The following is a 16338-nucleotide window of genomic DNA, read 5'->3' as shown; positions in this document are numbered from 1 at the left end:
GCCGGCCTCCGCGCCATGGGCGATTGACGTGCTGCCTAGGCGTCCGTGACGGCCGATGCGTCCTCTAAAGAGCGCCCCTTGGTCTCGAAACCGAACACGAGGAAGACCACGGCCTGGAAGACGAGGATGCCGGCCAGGGTCGTCAGCACGCCGGTCAGCCCCTGCCAGGCGAAGATCGCAACCACGACGTATTGAACCAGCGCGGTCGCGATGCGTCCGGATGTGGCGCAGATCGCCGTGCCGCGAAGCCGATACCGCGTCGGAAACAGTTCGGGGACGTGCATCGCGAACCCGGTCGCCAGCATCACGTAGATCGCCGTGATCAGCAGGAAGCCCACACCCGCGAGCGCAACACCATCCGGCATGTATGGATAGGCGATACCGAGCGCCGCTGCCGCAATCGACGAACAGACGATCGACAGCCTGCGTCCGAGCCGGTCCGCCAGCACGAGCCCGATCAGCGATCCGACCGGGCCGCCCAGCGCCATCACCGTGGTGTAGCCCAGCGAGGAAACCACGCTGTGGCCGCCCTTGACCATGAAGGTCGGCAGCCAGCCGATGAACCCGTAGAGGCTGAAGCCGACGACGATGTGCAACAGGCTGCCGAGCAGCGTGCGCGCGAGATACGGCGGCTGGAACAGACGCCAGACCGCGCCGGGAGACTCCTGCACCGGCGCGCGGGCAGCGACGGCAGGCAGTGTCGCCTTGCGCGCGGCCTCGACTTCGATCGCCGACAGGATCTTCTCGGCTTCATCGGCGCGTCCGTTGGCGGCGAGCCAGCGCGGCGATTCCGGCATCGACTTGCGCAGAATCCAGACGACCATCGCAAGGCAACCGACAAGGCCGAACATGTAGCGCCATCCAAGCGTCGGGATCACCCACAGGCCGACCATCGACGAGACGAACAGCGAGAAATTGGTGATCACGGCCAGCAGCCCGATCCACCGCCCACGCGACGAAGCCGGCACGAATTCCGTCAACGTCGCGTAGCCGACCACGATCTCTGCGCCGAGGCCAATGCCGATGATGAAACGCAGGCCGATCAGGACCATCATGTTCGGCGCGAAGGCCGCGGCGATCGAGGCGAGGCCAAAGATCGCGAGGTTCATCTGATAGGAGAAGCGGCGGCCGAACCGATCGCCGAGGATGCCGGAGCACCACGCGCCGATCGTCATCCCGACGAAGGTCGCGGAGACGAATGCGGCGTTGAGCTCGAGCGTCGACCAGCCTTCCTTGAGCACGGCGCCCAGCACGCCGCCGGCCAGATAGATATCGAACGCGTCGAGGAACATGCCGGCGCCGATCAGGGCCAGGATGCGCCAGTGGAATCCGCAGATCGGTAGCCTGTCGAGGCGCGCGCCCGCGTTGATGTCGATGTCGGCGGATCGCGCCATGCCAAACCTCCCTGCCCGGCCTTTGGCAGCCGGATGCTCCGGGCACCGATTGATGACGCGCAGGGGGTCGTCGTCCAATTCAAATCGAAAATTCGACTATTTGGCGCAGTGATGAAGCTGACGCGACCGCACCGTCGCGTTCCATCCTGACACCGAGCTGACTTGCATTCGCCGTCGTTAACGATCCCGCCGTCGCGCGACCTCGAAATCACGGTGTCAGCACAAACATTCACAACGGGTTCATCTCGCCGCCACTATTCGACTCCAACGCTGGGGGAAGAAGATTGGAGTATGTGCCATGCGCCGCATCGCCGGACTGCCTTTCGCCTTGGCTCTCAGCCTCTGCTGTCTCTCACCGCTCGCGCCAGCACGCGGGCAGCTTGCCATCGGCATCACCGTCAATGCGGCGCCGCCGCCATTGCCGGTCTATGTCCAGCCGCCGATCCCCGCGCCCGGCTACATCTGGACTCCGGGCTATTGGGCATGGAACGACGACACCGGTTACTACTGGGTGCCCGGCACATGGGTGCTTCCGCCTGCGCCCGAATTGCTGTGGACCCCCGGCTATTGGGGCTGGAGCGACGGCGCCTACGCCTTCCACGCCGGATATTGGGGCGCGACCGTCGGCTTCTACGGCGGCATCTCTTATGGCTTCGGCTACACCGGCGTCGGCTATGAGGGCGGCTACTGGCGCGGCGGCAGCTTCTTCTACAACAGCTCCGTCAACAACATCTCGAACGTCTCGGTCACCAACGTCTACAACAAGACCGTCGTCAACAACACGACCAACGTCAGCTACAACGGCGGCACCGGCGGCACCACGGTGAAGCCGACGCCGCAGCAGCTCGCGGCCCAGAGCGGGCACCACATGGCCGCGACCGGCGAGCAGACGCGACACGCGGAGGCGGCGATGAAGAATCCGGCGCTGACGCTCGCCAACAACCATGGTCATCCGGCGGTCGCCGCGACCGCGCACGCAGCACGGTTCAGCGGCGCCGGCGTGGTGGCCGCGCGCCCGGGCAAGCCGATCGCGGCGCCGCCGCCCCGACATGCGCAACCCACGGCCGCACACGCCTTGCCAACGGGACATGCTCTCCCGACGGGGAATGCTCCGCCGCCAGGACATGCCCTGCCGACAGCAAATGCTTCGCCGGCCGGACACGCTCTACCGACGGGGAACGCTTTGCCGCCGGCACACGCCTTACCGCCGGGACACGCCTTGCCGACTGCGCATGCTCTCCCCGGCACCGGCGCACATCCCGCACCCGCGCCGCACGTCGCTCCGCCGGCGTCAAGACCGCAGCTCGTGCAGCGTGCACCGCCGCAGCCACGCGCGGTCGCGCATCCACCGGCACCGCGCGTCGCGCAAGCGGTTGTGCATCGGCCCGCGCCGCCGCATGTGTCACGACCGGCGCCACGGCCGCATCCTGCTGCGAGGCCGCGTCCGGCGCCACACCAACACTCATGATCGGGCTCATCGGCGTGCCTGCAAGGGCACGCCGATGTCGTATGAGACCCCATCGCGCACACCACGACCGCGATGCGATCATCATCCCTGACTTTTGGGCGCGAAGCGCGCCGTCAAGCCAGCGCGTCGGCCGCACAGCTGATCCCGTCGTAGATCTCCTCGAGATCCGCCTCGGTGACGCAATAGGGCGGCATGACGTAGATCGTGTTGCCGAGCGGCCGCAGCAGCAGATTGCGGCGTTCGAAGAAGGCCTGAAGCTTTGGGCCGATGCCGGCGAGATAGCCCGCATCGCTCGCCTTCAGATCAAGTGCGGTGACGGTCCCGGTGCGGCGGACGTTCTCGAAGCGGGCGTCGGCACGGAACGCGGCGAGCAGACGCTCCTGCATCGCAGCCACCGCGGAGACGCGCGCGCCTGCACCGTGTTGCCAGAGCTCGAGGTTTGCTTTTGCAGCAGCGCAGGCGACCGGGTTTGCCGTGTAGGAGCTGGAATGGAAGAAGGTGCGCGAACGATCACTGGAATAATGTGCGTCGTAGATCTCGGCCCGGCAGAGCGTCACCGCGAGCGGCAGCGAACCGCCGGTGAGGCCCTTCGAATAGCAGGCGATATCGGGCCTGACGTCCGCCTGCTCGCAGGCGAACAAGGTGCCGGTGCGGCCCCAGCCGGTCATCACCTCGTCGGCGATGAACAACACGCCAGCGGCTGCGCAGATGCGTTTCATTTCCTTCAGCACCCAGGGCGGATACATCAGCATCCCGCCCGCACCCAGGATCAGCGGTTCGACAATGAACACTGCCGCGGATTCCTTCCTGCACGCGGCTTCGAGCGCGTCGAGCGTCGTCTGTTCATAGCCAGGCGCCGGAAACGGGATCGACGCGACGTCGAACAGCAGCGGCTCGTAAGCCCTGTTGAAGACGCCGCGCGCGCCGACCGACATCGTCCCGACCGTGTCGCCATGGTAGGAATTTTCCATCACGATGATCTGCGTGCGCGTCGCGCCGATATTGTGCCAGTAGCCGAGCGCCATCTTCAGCGCCACCTCGACGCTGGTCGAGCCAGAGTCGGAGAAGAACACGTAATCGAGCCCGTCGGGCGCCAGCTTCAACAGCTGCGCGGCGACCTGCTCGGCCGGATCGTGGGTATGGCCCGCGAAGATGATCTGGTTGAGCTGCTCCGCCTGGTCCTGGATCGCGCGCACGATGTGCGGATGGCAATGGCCGTGGGTCACGACCCACCAAGATGCGATCGCATCGATGATGCGGCGATCATCCGCGGTGTAGAGATAGGCGCCCTCCCCACGCACGATCCTCGTCATCTCGCCGTGCAGCGCGTGCTGGGTGAACGGGTGCCAGATCGGCGACTTCCGAGCGGATGTCATGGATTGAAATCTTCCCGCCGGAACGACGCCTTGAACGCTGCCTGCAGCGTGTCTGCCGCAAGCGGAGCAAGCCAGGGCAACCGGCCTAGCCGGCGCACCTGCCCGATCTCGCAGATCGCGCGCTCGCTCTCGGGATTGCTCTCGCCGATGAATGCGATCCCGTGAATGTCGATCCCGCGCGTGCGCAGCGCCTCGACCGACAACAGCGAGTGATTGATGGTGCCGAGCGCGGTGCGGGCGCACAGCACGACCGGAAGGCGCCATCGCGCGAAGATATCGATATAGAGCGTGTTGCCGTCGAGCGGCACCATCAGCCCGCCGGCGCCCTCGATCACCAGCGGACGGTCCCCGGCATCGGGCACGCCGAGCGCGGCAGCGTCGATGCGCACGCCGTCGAGCGCGGCGGACTGATGCGGCGAAGCCGGCGTTCGAAGCCGGTAACGCTCCTGCACGATGCGATCCGCCGGGAGCCCGCCAAGCCGTGCGACCAGTTGCGCATCGGTTTCCTCCTCGAGGCCGGCCTGAACCGGCTTCCAGTAGCGCGCGCCGAGGAGGCCGGCGAGGCCCGCGGAGAACACCGTCTTCCCGATCCCGGTATCGGTGCCGGCGATCACGATCCGGCTCGTCATCGCGACCAGCCTTTGGTCTCGTCGACCAGCGCGTCGAGCAGCGCGCGCACGTCGTCCTCGTCGACATTAAGGGTCAGCGCAATCCGCAACCGGGCAGAGCCTGCCGGCACGGTCGGCGGCCTGATGCCTCTGATATCGAAGCCGCGCGCCTGCAGCGCAGACGCCAGCTGCATCGCACGCGCATTGTCGCCGACGATATAGGGCACGATCTGCGAGCGCGACGGGCTGCGCCAACCGCGCAGGTCGAGCTCGCGATGCGTGAACGCGACCAGTTTTGCCAGGCGCTGCTGATGCACGGGCTCCTGCTGCAGGATCAGCAGCGCCTCGCGCACGGCGACGGCCACAAGTGGCGACGGTGCAGTGGCGAAGATGAACGGGCGGCAGCGATTGACCATGAAGTCGCGCAGCACGGTCGAAGCGGTGACCAGCGCGCCGGCGGCGCCCAGCGCCTTGCCGCAGGTATGAACGATCACGAGGTTCTCGCGCCCCTCATAGGACGCCGTCAGCCCACGCCCCTGCTCGCCATAGACGCCGGTGCCATGCGCCTCGTCCACCATCAGGAACGCGTCGTGCCGGTCCGCGATGCCGACGAGGTCGTCGAGCGGCGCGACGTCGCCATCCATGCTGTAGACGCTTTCGACCACGATCCAGGCCCGGCCCGTGCCGCCCTCGGCACGCCAGCCGCGAATGGTGTCTTCGACCGACTGGGGATCATTGTGCGCGCTGATCCGGAATTCGGCCCGGCCGGCCCGCGCGCCTTCATGGATGCTGGCGTGCACGAGAGAATCGAGCACCAGGAGATCGCCGCGCTGCGGCAGCGTCGTCAGCACGGCGAAATTGGCGACATAGCCGCCGCCGAAGAACAGCGCCGTCTCGGCTCCAAAGAACGCGGCGGCTTCGGCCTCTAGCCGTTCGTGCTCCTCGCAATTGCCGCGCAGCAGCCGCGACCCACCGGCGCCGATCGGTGTGCCGGCCTCGAGCGCGGCCGAGACCGCATTCTTGATGCGCGGCGCGTTCGCGAGCGCCAGATAGTCGTTCGAGACGAAATCGATGCCCGCGCGCGGCTTGAGACCGCGCAGCCGATCGTCCTTGCTCAGGGCGTGCAAGGCCGCGGCGTAATCAGCGACCTTGGCCGCATGGATTGCGCTCATGCTTCTCTCTCAGATTTGTAGTTGGTCGCGCGGCGAATCCCGCCGCGCGCGTGCCGGAGTTGCGCTCAGGCGAGGGCGGAGTTGATGCCGAGCCGGTCCAGCAAATCGGCGTCGCGATCGCGCTGCGGGTTCCTGGTGGTCAGCAGCACATCGCCGATGAAGATCGAATTCGCGCCGGCGAGGAAGCACATCGCCTGCAGCTCGTCGGTCATGTATTGCCGTCCGGCCGACAGCCGCACCACGCTCTTCGGCATCATGATCCGCGCAGTGGCAACCAGACGCACCAGCGCGATCGGATCGGGCCGTTCCGCGGTGTCGTTGACCGGAACGCCATTGACCTCGTTCCACAGATTGATCGGCACGCTCTCCGGATGGCTGGGGAGATTGGCAAGCAGCATCAGCATGCCGAGCCGGTCATCGACCTGTTCACCCATGCCGATAATGCCGCCGCAGCAGACCTTGATGCCGGCGTCGCGCACATGCGCGAGCGTATCGATGCGATCCTGCAGGGTGCGGGTGGTGATGATCTTGTCGTAGAACTCGGGCGAGGTGTCGACGTTGTGGTTGTAGAAATCGAGCCCGGCGTCAGAGAGACGCTCGGCCTGCTTTGGCGTCAGCATGCCGAGCGTGACGCAGGTTTCCATGCCGAGGCCCTTCACCGCGCTGACCATGTCGCAGACCTGATCGAGATCGCGGTCCTTCGGGCTGCGCCAGGCCGCAGCCATGCAGAAGCGGGTTGCGCCGGCGTCCTTGGCGCGTTGCGCGACCGCGACCACTTCGTCCCGCGGCATCAGGCGAGTGGCCTTCAGGCCGGTGTCGTAATGCGCGCTTTGCGAGCAGTAGCCGCAGTCTTCCGGGCAGCCGCCGGTCTTGATGCTGAGCAGGCTCGCGGTTTCGACATGGTTCGGATTGAAGTTGGCGCGATGCACGCCTTGCGCCTGAAACATCAAATCCGCGAACGGCAAATTGTAGAGTGCTTCAGCCTCGGTACGGTCCCAGGTCTTGCGGGGCGCTGCACTGGTGCCGCTGTCGGTCCGTTCGATTTCCACGACATCAACCATATGGCTTGCTTTCTCGTTTGCTGTGGACCATAGATAATCTGGTATATTATCTATGATCTGTGGACTTAGAACGATGCTAGCCGAGCCAGTACGCGCGCGCACCCGTTTTTACGATAGATAATCTATGACGAGCGAAGGCGAGAACACGACCACCGCGGGGCGCATCGCCGAAGCGATCGGCGAGCGCATCATCAACGGCGAATTGCTGCCGGACGCGCCGCTGCGGCAGGATCATATCGCGCGCGAATTCCATTCGAGCCACGTGCCGGTGCGCGAGGCCTTCATGCAATTGGAGGCGCAGCATCTCGTTGTTGCGGTGCCGCGACGCGGGGTGCGGGTCGCGCCGCTCGACACCAGGTCGGTGAAGGAAATCGCCGAGATGCGCGCCGCGCTCGAGGTGGTCGCGTTGCGCAATGCCGCCCCCAGGCTCACATCGGCCCATCTGGCACGGATCGAACTCGCCATGATCCAAGGCGACAGTGCCGAGACGGTGCAGGATTTCGAGATGGCCAATCGCGCCTTTCACCATGCGCTGGTGGCGCCGTGCGCGATGCCGCGGCTGCTTGCCAGCCTCGACGGCCTGCAGCTTGCGAATTCGCGACTGGTGTTCGCGATGGCGCGCAACGCCGGCTGGCGGCCGCGGCCGAGCCAGGATCATCGCGTGATCCTGCAGGCGCTGCGCGCACGCAACATCGAACAGGCCTGCAGCCTGCTGGCGCGGCATATTCAGACTATCGAGCGGCTTGCCCTGCCGGCAGCGTGATCACTTTGCTCCGAATCGAGCGGCGGACTCCGGTTCACCTCGCCCCGCGTGCGGGGAGAGCTCGGAACGCATCGGCAGATGCGTTCCGGGTGAGAGGGGGTCTCCGCGAGAGTATCTGTCTCCGCGTGTGCGGAGGCAGCCCCTCACCCCAAACCCTCTCCCCGTAAGAACGGGGCGAGGGGACGCGCCGCCTTTGCGACCGCCATTCAATCTAATCCCATCACTCTCTAAGCGATCGCGACGATCTCCAGCTCCTGATCGCCCGAGCCTGCGACGTCGCCCAGGGCTTTGCCCATCAGCGACCTCGCTACCGGCGAGACAAAGGAAATCGAGCCTGCCTTTGGGTCGGCTTCGTCCTCGCCGACAATGCGATAGGTCTGCACCCGCCCGTCGGTGCGGCTGAAAGTCACCGTGCTGCCGAAGGCAACAGTTTCGGTGGAAGCAGGGTCAGGCACGACCTGCGCGGTGCGGAGCCGCTCTGTGAGATAGCGCGCGTCGCGCAACGGAACCGCCGACTGCCGCCGCCGTTCGTTGACGTCGTCCAGCTGCTGCGCGGCCTCAAGGGCCTCGCGTGCCGCCTGGAGCTCACGCTCCAGCGCCTTGCGTCCTGCTTCGGTCACCAGGTTGGGATGCGGCGAAATGGGGCGGTCCGGCAACAGCGTTTCGGACGCGGTCTCGGCACTTTCTTCCTTGGTGAAGGCAACGCTCAATCCAGAACTCCATCGATGAGGCCAGCAGCATAGACCCGCCCCACGCGCCTCCCTAATGCGCGAAGGGATTAGGCAGGATCTAATGCGAGGCAGGCTGTTCCGCCTTGGTCCGTCTGCCGAAGCGGTTCTTTACACCCTCGCGCCAGCCCTGGAAGGTGACGAACAGCATCGGCACCAGGAAGATGCCGACCGAGCTTGCGGCGAGCATACCGCCGAACACCGCGGTGCCGACCGCACGGCGGCTGATTTCCGCGGCACCGGTCGCGACCACCAGCGGCACCAGGCCGAGGATGAAGGCAATTGATGTCATCATGACGGCGCGGAAGCGCATTTGCGCGCCCATCGTCGCGGCCTCCGCGATCGGCTTGCCGGCCTCGCGCTGCTCCTTGGCGAACTCGACGATCAGGATGCCGTTCTTGGCGGCGAGCGCGATCAGCACCACGAGGCCGATCTGACCGTAGAGATCGAGGTTGAGGCCCGCGAGCTTGATCGCAAGATAGGAACCGAACACGCCGACCGCGACCGATAGCAGCACGGGAATCGGGATCGTCCAGCTCTCATACAGCGCGACCAGGAACAGATAGGCAAACAGCACCGCGAGGCCGAGAATGATGCCGGTCTGGCCGGAGGCCGCCTGCTCCTGATAGGCCGTGCCGGTCCACTCGTAGGAATAGCCGGAAGGCAGCGTCGACTTGGAGAGCTCGGCCATCGTCGCGATCGCGGTGCCCGAGGACACGCCCGCCGCCGGGCTGCCGTTCACGGTGACCGAACGATAATTGTTGTAGCGCGTGATCACCTGCGGTCCGGTCACGATGCGCAGGCTTGCGATCGAACGGATCGGCACCATCTCGCCGCCGCTGTTGCGCACATAGATCTGCCAGATGTCGGGGATGTCGCGGCGGTTGGCCGCGTCGCCCTGTACATTGACCTGCCAGGTGCGGCCAAACAGGTTGAAATTGTTGACGTAGATGCCGCCGAGCGTGGCCTGCAGCGCGGTGAAGACGTCGGCCATGTTGAGGCCGAGCGCCTGCGCCTTGGCGCGATCGATGTCGAGATAGACCGACGGGTTGGTCGCGGTGAAGGTCGAGAACACGCGGGCCAGATTTGGATTGCGGTTCGCAGCACCGATCAGCCCGCCCATCACGCTGCTGAGCGAAGCCGGATCCTGCCCCTCCAGCGCCTCGAGCTGATATTCGAAACCGCCGGAGGTCGAAAGCCCGATGATCGGCGGCAGGTTGAACGGCAGCACCGAAGCCTGGCGAATCTGCGATCCCCCAACGAAGGTCTGCCCGATCGCAGCCTGCACCGAGTCGGTGACGGCCTTGCGATCGGCGAACGCCTTCATGCGTGCCACCATGAATGCCGAATTCGGCTCGCTGGCACCGTCGAGTAGCGAGAAGCCGATGATCGACAGCACATGGTCGATCGCCGGATTCTTCTTCAAGAGTGCCTCGACCTGCTTGGTGACCTCGCTGGTGCGTGCCACCGACGCGCCGTCGGGCAATTGCACCGCGATGAAGAAGGCGCCCTGATCCTCCTCAGGCAGGAAGCCGGTCGGCGTGATCTTCGACACGCCGAACACCGCGCCGGCAAACACCAGCACCGCAACCAGTGACAGCACCGCCACACGAACCAGCCGTTGCACCACGCCGGCGTAGCGGTCACGTACCCAGTCGATGCTGCCGAGCACCCGTCCCATGATGCCGCGGCGCGGCCCGCCATGACGCAGGAACACGGCGCACAGTGCCGGCGACAAGGTCAGCGCATTCAGCGCCGAGATCACCATCGCGGCGCTGATCGTCACCGCGAACTGGCGGAACAGCGTGCCGGAAATGCCCGGGATGAACGCGATCGGCACGAACACCGAGAGCAGCACCAGCGAGATCGCGATGATCGGCGCCGTGATCTGGGCCATCGCCTTCTTGGTGGCGTCGGCCGGCGACAGCTCCGGCTCCTCCTCCATGACGCGCTCGACGTTCTCGACCACGACGATGGCGTCGTCGACCACGATGCCGATCGCCAGCACCATCGCCAGCAGCGAGACCGTATTGGCGGAATAGCCGAGCGCCAGCAGCACCGCGAAGGCGCCGATCAGGCTGACCGGAACCGCGACCGCGGGGATCACCGTGGCGCGCAGATTGCCGAGGAATAGGAACACCACGATCACGACGAGCACGAAGGCCTCGCCGAGCGTCTTCATCACCTCCTTGATCGTATCGGAGACGAATGTGGTGGAATCGTACTGCACGAGATAGGTCAGCCCCGGCGGAAACCGCTCCGACAGCCGCGCAAGCGTGGCCTGCACCGCCTTGGCCGTGGTCACCGCATTGGCGCCGGGCGCGAGATAGATGCCCATCGGCACGCCGGGATTGCCGTCGATCCGCGACTCCGAATCCATGTTCTGCGCGCCGATCTCGACACGAGCAACGTCCCTGATCCGCAGCACCGAGCCATCCGGATTGGCCCGCAGCACGATGTCGCCGAACTGCTTGGATGTCGTCAGGCGGCCCTGCGTCTGCACATTGAACTGGAACTGCTGGTCATTGCTGATCGGACGCGCGCCGATGCGGCCGACCGGCGCCTGCACACTTTGCGCCCTGATCGCGGCGATCACGTCCGACGGCGCCAGGTTGAGGCTGGTCAGGCGCTGGGTGTCGAACCAGATCCGCATCGAGTAGTTCAGCTTCGCGAACAGCGAGGCCTGTCCGACACCAGGCGTGCGCGAGATCGCGTCCAGCACGTTGATGATGGCGTAGTTGGTGATGAACAGCGGATCCTGATCGCCGCTCTTGCTGTACAGCACGATGAATTGCAGCACCGCCGAGGATTTCTTCTGCACGGTCAGGCCCTGCGCCTGCACCTCGGTCGGCAATTGCGCGAGCGCGCTCTGCACGCGGTTGTTGACGTTGACGGTGTTGATATCGGGATCGGTGCCGAGCGCGAACGAGACCGTCAGCGTGTAGCTGCCGTCATTGCCGCTGGTCGACTTCATGTAGAGCATCTTGTCGACACCCACGACCTGCGCTTCCAGCGGCTGGGCGACGCTCGATTCGACCACTTCGGCCGATGCGCCGGGGAATACGGCGGAGACCGTGACCTGCGGCGGCACGATGTCCGGAAACTGCGCGACCGGAATCTGCATCAGCGCCAGCGCGCCCGCGATCGTGATCACGAACGCGATGACGATCGCAAGCCGCGGACGATCGACGAAGACGGCAGAAATCATGGGTTATTGCCCGTCGATTTCGGCGTGTTGCTCGCGCCGCTGTCCGCCGAAACCTTCATGCTCGACTGGATCAGCGCGCTGACGGGCCCCGGCGCCACCACCTCGCCCGGCTTGACCTTCTGCAACCCCTCGACGACGACCTTGTCGCCGAGCGAGATGCCACCCGTCACCGCCGCAATCGTTGCGGTCGATTGCCCAAGCTGGATCCGCCTTTGCTCGGCCTTGTTGTCCGCGCCGACGACATAGACATATTCGCCTTGCTGGTCCGACAGCACCGCCGAACGCGGGATCGCGAGCACCTCGACCGGCTGCACGCCTTCGAGGAGAACGGTCACGAACTCATTGTCGGTGAGTTCGCGGAGCGAGCCGCCGGCCGCGACGGAGGTATATGTCGGCGGATTGGGGATGGTGCCGCGCAGGGAGATGGTATCGGTGTTCTGCGCGATCGTGTTGTTGACGAAATTCAGCTCGCCGGTCTTGTCGAAGAGCCGGCCGTCCGGCAACCGCAGGCGGATGACGACGGCCTTGAAGCCGCCGCGCGTCGCATAACGGTCGCGCAGATCGAGCGCCTCGCGCACCGGCACGGGAAAGGTGACATACATCGGGTCCTGGCTGACGATGGTCGTCAGGGTTCCCGAGCTCGGCGTCACGACGTTGCCCGCGGTGACCGCGGTGCGTCCGATCCTGCCGTCGATCGGCGAGTGGATCATGGTGTAGTCGAGATTGATCTGGGACAGGTCGACCTGCGCCTGCGCGGCCTGCACCTGTGCCTCGAGGCTCTGCTGGTTGGCGACCGCCGCATCAACATTGGATTGCTGGCCGGCCGGGCCGCCCATCAGGGCCTTGGCGCGATCGGTGGTCAGCTTGGCGTTGACCAGCGTCGCCTGCAATTGGGCGACCTGTGCCTTCTTCGATGCGAGATCGGCCTCGAACGGTCCGCGCTCGAGTTGATACAAGAGATCACCGGCCTTGACCTCGGAGCCCTCGACAAAGTTCCGCTTGTCCAGGAACGCGGTCACACGCGCCACCACGTTGACGCGGTTGGGGGCTTCGATGCGTCCGAGAAATTCATTGGTTTCGGTGATCGGCCGCTTCACCGCCTCGAACACGCCCACGGCAGGAGGCCCGGGCGGCCCAGCCTGGGCATGGGCCGCCGATACTCCCGCCGCCATTAGTCCCGCCGATACGAGAAACCCTGCCAAGCCACCGAGCATGCGTTCCGTACCACTCATGCAGTCCAACCCTTCGGCTACCAACAGACGCTACGAGACGGATATGACGTCGAGTTCCCTCAGACCCGAAGGTCAGGATGGGCAGGTGCGTTGCAGCAGATCATAACGCGGCCAATCCGACAATGCTGTAAGCTGATCGCGATCGTTGCGCCGATCCCGACGACAGCCAGCTTTGTGAAGCGCTGCGACGCCACCATGACACAGCCATTGCGGCCGCGCGGACCGGCTCAGTGCATGCCGCCGGCGCCGAAAGCTCCCGTCAATGTGATCCCACACGAGCGCACTCTCGGTACTCTCGAGGTCAGGCTGCGCTCACAACGCGATGGCGTTCTTCAAGCGAGAGGTGTCTTGATAGGCTGGCGACGCCAGACGTTCGGATAGCCACGGCCGCGCGCGCTTGCCGCTGACCTCGTGCACACCGTCGAAGATGTCCATGTCGATCAAATGCGAATGGCCTGACGATGCGTAGATCGACTGCATTTGTGAAAACTTTTCATCCCGCCCAAGTTCCAGCGCGTTTGCACCGTCACGGCTCCCGATCTCGACGAACAGCGGACACGGGCAGAGCAAGTACGCCAGCTCCGCGCCGGCGTACTTGGCGCGGCCGGCGCTGAAATGAATGTAAGCCGCAAGTTCGACGCCGAGATTCCTGGTGATCACGGATGACGTCAGAAACCTCTTCTCGTCGCGCATATATCCGGACACAACAGTCGGCCGCATCCGCCCCGTCGCGGCTTCCAGATGCAGCGCGAGAAAGGCGCCCCAGGAAACCCCGTAGACGCCGACATTCAAACCCGACGCGCCGGTGAGCTTCCTGCAAACGATTTCGCCGGCATCGAGCGATGCGCATGACACGTTGTGGGCGGAGACACCGTGCGATGCCAGCATCGCGGCGATGTTGTTCTGGCTCTCCTGATTTCCGATCTGGACGATGTAAGGACACCAGACGACATAGCCGTCCCGACATAGCCCTTTGCCGAGCGCGTTCATGTAGTCCTTGTCGGCATCGTCGAAGCAGCGCTCCGGCGTGTTCGCCATGCCGTGGCCGAGCAGGATCAATCCCTTGAATTCTCCGTCGGGAATTCCAAGACATCCGCGCACCGGCACGCCGCATTCCAGATCGAACTCGACCTTCACGACCGAGAAGCCATCCGCGGGCGCGCGCCAGAGAACCCGGATCTCGTCACGCGACGGCCGATAAAGCCGCCGCGCGCGGAAGAGAGATCGCATCTCTCCGCGAATCTCCGAACCGGTTGCCACCGCGCGCAGCCTGCCGCTTGCCGCGATATCGAACAACGACCGGCAGAACTGATCGTAGCCAAGGGTCGGCAAGTCGACATTCGCGCATGATCCCTGGCAATGGCCCAGCACCAGCCTGTCGCTGCCGGCCCGCGACGAGGGGCCGACCAGCGTCATCAACAATCCGGAAAGAGCCCTGCGACTGATCATCGACTCTCCCCGAGCCGACGATGGCTCGTATGAATGTCAGAGGTGGCCGCTCAAAGCGCGATCAGACCCGGTTTGAATCGTCATCGCGCCTTAGGCCGCCCGTTAGGCATGATCCTTTTCGAAAAACCGCTTCGCACTTTTCCGGATCATGCCCTAGCTGGCGCCACGGATTGCGCGGATACAAATTAAAGGATGTTCATGCTCGAACGATCGCGTGCAACGTTGCAAATGTGTGACGCCGGCGGGCTTGGCGCAGCGCCAGTCATGCCAATCCGGTTTCGGGATGCTTCGGAATGTTTCCATCTGTCACGTAGCTTCGATTTTGCCGCGCGCGGCGATGATCGTCAGGCCCTGATTATCGAGTCTTCATCAAGTCTCTATCAAGTCATGGGGCCGCCCCGCCGACCTGGCATCGAGCTTCGCCTTCGTCGTCCGTGCGCCGGCGGCCGCGCGCCGGATCGCAGCCGAGCGAGCGAGACCCCGGCCGCCGCGCGAAAATCGCGAAGAAGAGGCGGCGAAAACGTCGGAATTCCCCCTGATGCGCGTGAACGCGCACCGGAATAACCCGGACTCGTGGCTCGGGCTGAATTGCTTTACGCAATATTTCCGAGGTCGCCGGGTTTATCTATTGGGCAACAACGGTTTTTGGGATGACCGATGGCGAACGACCTGCACGAGCATCTGATTGAACTGGCCTATGAGGCCGCGGTCGTCCCCGAATTGTGGCCGAGTGTCCTGCATCAGGTCGGTGCAATCGCGCGTGCGCGCGGTATCGTGCTGCTGACGGCGGCCCCACACGACGTCCGCTGGGTCGCGTCGCCCGACATGCACGACGACACGGTGGCCTATGTCGAGGGCGGCTGGCACGAGCGCAACGGGCGATTGCCGCGCCTGCTCGCGGCCAACCATGCCGGCTTCCTGCGCGACATCGACGTGTTCGATACGCCCGAGGAGGTGCAGCAGGACTTCCAGATCCGCGAATTCTTCCGCCCGCGCGGGCTCGGATGGGGCGCCGGTACTGCGATCCCGGTGCCGAGCGGCGACGTGCTGATCTACAGCGTCGAGCGTGAATACCAGCACGGACCGATCGAGCGGGAAGCAATCGAGCAGCTCGACGCGCTGCGGCCGCATCTGGCGCGTGCCGCGCTGCTGTCGGCACGGCTTGGGATGGAGCGCGCCAGGGCGGCGACCGAATCGCTGGCGATGCTCGGCCTGCCCGCGGCAGTGCTGCGGCGCGGCGGCCGCCTGATGGCAGCCAACACGCTGTTCGACCGCCTGGTGCCCGACGTGATGCAGGATCGCGGCGAGCGCCTGACGCTGGCGGCGACCACTGCCGATGCGCTGTTCGCACAGGCGCTAGCCGCGCTTGATCAGGGACTGATCAGCGTGGAGGTGCGCTCGGTGCCGATCGCGGCGCAGGAGGATCGGCCGCCGCTGATCGTGCATCTGGTCCCGATCCATGGCGCGGCGCGTGACCTGTTCGACCGCGCGGCGGCGATCGTGATCGTGACGCCGGTGGTGCCGGCCGAGGTGCCGACCGCGGAAGTGCTGCAGGGCCTGTTCGACCTGACGCCGGCGGAGGCGCGCGTTGCGCGCGGCATTGGCGAGGGACGCACCGTCGAGGCAATCGCCGGCGCATTCGGCATCTCCCGCGAAACGGTGCGCAACCAGCTCAAGGCGGTGCTGGCCAAGACCGGACTAGGCCGGCAGGTGGAGCTGGCCAGACTGCTCGCCGGCGCGAAGGTGCCGCCGGGGTCGTCAGGAGACTAGCGCACGCCGCGCAAGCCTCGGTGCAGGGGTCGATGCGATCCTCCGGGAATTCGCAAAACGATCGCATGTTCAAACGGTGCCGGTTACGCTAGGGGTAGCGTCCCTCCCT

Annotated in this window: 12 protein-coding genes; 3 read left to right on the top strand and 9 right to left on the bottom strand. The window is 65.3% G+C overall.

The annotated features are described in order from the left end of the window. Positions 1 to 35: 35 nt before the first annotated feature. The gene (locus Q2M23_RS07480; RefSeq protein ID WP_316395159.1) at positions 36 to 1394 is read right to left on the bottom strand and encodes an MFS transporter; all 1359 of its coding nucleotides are present in this window, start codon (positions 1392 to 1394) and stop codon (positions 36 to 38) included. A 298-nt stretch (positions 1395 to 1692) separates the two neighbouring features. Here Q2M23_RS07480 and Q2M23_RS07475 point away from each other — a divergent pair, with 298 nt between their 5' ends. After that, positions 1693 to 2862 carry a hypothetical protein gene (locus Q2M23_RS07475; RefSeq protein WP_316395157.1) on the top strand — a complete coding sequence of 390 codons (1170 nt, stop codon included), beginning with the start codon at positions 1693 to 1695 and terminating at the stop codon, positions 2860 to 2862. Positions 2863 to 2975: 113 nt separating this feature from the next. On the opposite strand, the gene Q2M23_RS07470 is transcribed toward Q2M23_RS07475, so the two are convergent. The 4 genes from Q2M23_RS07470 to bioB form a co-directional block, all read right to left on the bottom strand. Next, on the bottom strand, positions 2976 to 4238 hold the full coding sequence (locus Q2M23_RS07470) for an adenosylmethionine--8-amino-7-oxononanoate transaminase (protein WP_057015366.1): 1263 nt from the start codon (positions 4236 to 4238) through the stop codon (positions 2976 to 2978). Beyond that, entirely contained in the window at positions 4235 to 4867 is a 633-nt protein-coding gene (bioD, locus tag Q2M23_RS07465) for a dethiobiotin synthase (RefSeq protein WP_316395154.1), read from the bottom strand. Before bioD ends, Q2M23_RS07470 begins: the two co-directional genes overlap by 4 nt. After that, positions 4864 to 6018 carry an 8-amino-7-oxononanoate synthase gene (locus Q2M23_RS07460; protein WP_316395152.1) on the bottom strand — a complete coding sequence of 385 codons (1155 nt, stop codon included), beginning with the start codon at positions 6016 to 6018 and terminating at the stop codon, positions 4864 to 4866. The genes bioD and Q2M23_RS07460 overlap by 4 nt, the downstream gene beginning before the upstream one ends. Before the next feature lie 65 nt (positions 6019 to 6083). After that, positions 6084 to 7079 (bottom strand): biotin synthase BioB, encoded by a 996-nt coding sequence (gene bioB, locus Q2M23_RS07455; RefSeq protein ID WP_316395150.1) that lies wholly within the window; start codon positions 7077 to 7079, stop codon positions 6084 to 6086. Between the two features lie 124 nt (positions 7080 to 7203). Here bioB and Q2M23_RS07450 point away from each other — a divergent pair, with 124 nt between their 5' ends. Then, positions 7204 to 7842 (top strand): GntR family transcriptional regulator, encoded by a 639-nt coding sequence (locus tag Q2M23_RS07450; RefSeq protein ID WP_316395149.1) that lies wholly within the window; start codon positions 7204 to 7206, stop codon positions 7840 to 7842. A gap of 227 nt (positions 7843 to 8069) precedes the next feature. Here the strand turns inward: Q2M23_RS07450 and greA are convergent, their stop codons facing one another. From greA to Q2M23_RS07430, 4 genes are all read right to left on the bottom strand, one after another. Beyond that, positions 8070 to 8552 carry a transcription elongation factor GreA gene (greA, locus tag Q2M23_RS07445; protein ID WP_316395147.1) on the bottom strand — a complete coding sequence of 161 codons (483 nt, stop codon included), beginning with the start codon at positions 8550 to 8552 and terminating at the stop codon, positions 8070 to 8072. A gap of 79 nt (positions 8553 to 8631) precedes the next feature. After that, complete coding sequence (locus tag Q2M23_RS07440; RefSeq protein WP_316395145.1) at positions 8632 to 11778, bottom strand: multidrug efflux RND transporter permease subunit; 3147 nt, start codon at positions 11776 to 11778, stop codon at positions 8632 to 8634. After that, the gene (locus Q2M23_RS07435; protein ID WP_410469701.1) at positions 11775 to 13010 is read right to left on the bottom strand and encodes an efflux RND transporter periplasmic adaptor subunit; all 1236 of its coding nucleotides are present in this window, start codon (positions 13008 to 13010) and stop codon (positions 11775 to 11777) included. Before Q2M23_RS07435 ends, Q2M23_RS07440 begins: the two co-directional genes overlap by 4 nt. 312 nt (positions 13011 to 13322) lie before the next feature. After that, positions 13323 to 14459 carry a hypothetical protein gene (locus Q2M23_RS07430; RefSeq protein WP_316395143.1) on the bottom strand — a complete coding sequence of 379 codons (1137 nt, stop codon included), beginning with the start codon at positions 14457 to 14459 and terminating at the stop codon, positions 13323 to 13325. Between the two features lie 657 nt (positions 14460 to 15116). Between Q2M23_RS07430 and Q2M23_RS07425 the strand changes: the two genes are divergently transcribed. Further along, a complete protein-coding gene (locus Q2M23_RS07425) occupies positions 15117 to 16229 on the top strand; it encodes a helix-turn-helix transcriptional regulator (protein ID WP_316395141.1) in 1113 nt (370 codons plus the stop codon). Positions 16230 to 16338 lie beyond the last annotated feature (109 nt).

The sequence above is a fragment of the Bradyrhizobium sp. 33ap4 genome (assembly GCF_032654765.1).
GTDB classification, from domain to species: domain Bacteria; phylum Pseudomonadota; class Alphaproteobacteria; order Rhizobiales; family Xanthobacteraceae; genus Bradyrhizobium; species Bradyrhizobium australafricanum.
This window is presented reverse-complemented; position numbering and strand designations above follow the sequence as displayed.

What these genes read in the sequence shown, in the direction of transcription:
- Q2M23_RS07475 (WP_316395157.1), top strand. Translation starts at nt 1,693, where the DNA reads ATGCGCCGCATCGCCGGACTGCCTTTCGCCTTGGCTCTCAGCCTCTGC.
- Q2M23_RS07430 (WP_316395143.1), bottom strand. Translation starts at nt 14,459, where the DNA reads ATGATCAGTCGCAGGGCTCTTTCCGGATTGTTGATGACGCTGGTCGGC.
- Q2M23_RS07450 (WP_316395149.1), top strand. Translation starts at nt 7,204, where the DNA reads ATGACGAGCGAAGGCGAGAACACGACCACCGCGGGGCGCATCGCCGAA.
- Q2M23_RS07440 (WP_316395145.1), bottom strand. Translation starts at nt 11,778, where the DNA reads ATGATTTCTGCCGTCTTCGTCGATCGTCCGCGGCTTGCGATCGTCATC.
- Q2M23_RS07460 (WP_316395152.1), bottom strand. Translation starts at nt 6,018, where the DNA reads ATGAGCGCAATCCATGCGGCCAAGGTCGCTGATTACGCCGCGGCCTTG.
- Q2M23_RS07470 (WP_057015366.1), bottom strand. Translation starts at nt 4,238, where the DNA reads ATGACATCCGCTCGGAAGTCGCCGATCTGGCACCCGTTCACCCAGCAC.
- bioB (WP_316395150.1), bottom strand. Translation starts at nt 7,079, where the DNA reads ATGGTTGATGTCGTGGAAATCGAACGGACCGACAGCGGCACCAGTGCA.
- bioD (WP_316395154.1), bottom strand. Translation starts at nt 4,867, where the DNA reads ATGACGAGCCGGATCGTGATCGCCGGCACCGATACCGGGATCGGGAAG.
- Q2M23_RS07435 (WP_410469701.1), bottom strand. Translation starts at nt 13,010, where the DNA reads ATGAGTGGTACGGAACGCATGCTCGGTGGCTTGGCAGGGTTTCTCGTA.
- Q2M23_RS07425 (WP_316395141.1), top strand. Translation starts at nt 15,117, where the DNA reads ATGGCGAACGACCTGCACGAGCATCTGATTGAACTGGCCTATGAGGCC.
- Q2M23_RS07480 (WP_316395159.1), bottom strand. Translation starts at nt 1,394, where the DNA reads ATGGCGCGATCCGCCGACATCGACATCAACGCGGGCGCGCGCCTCGAC.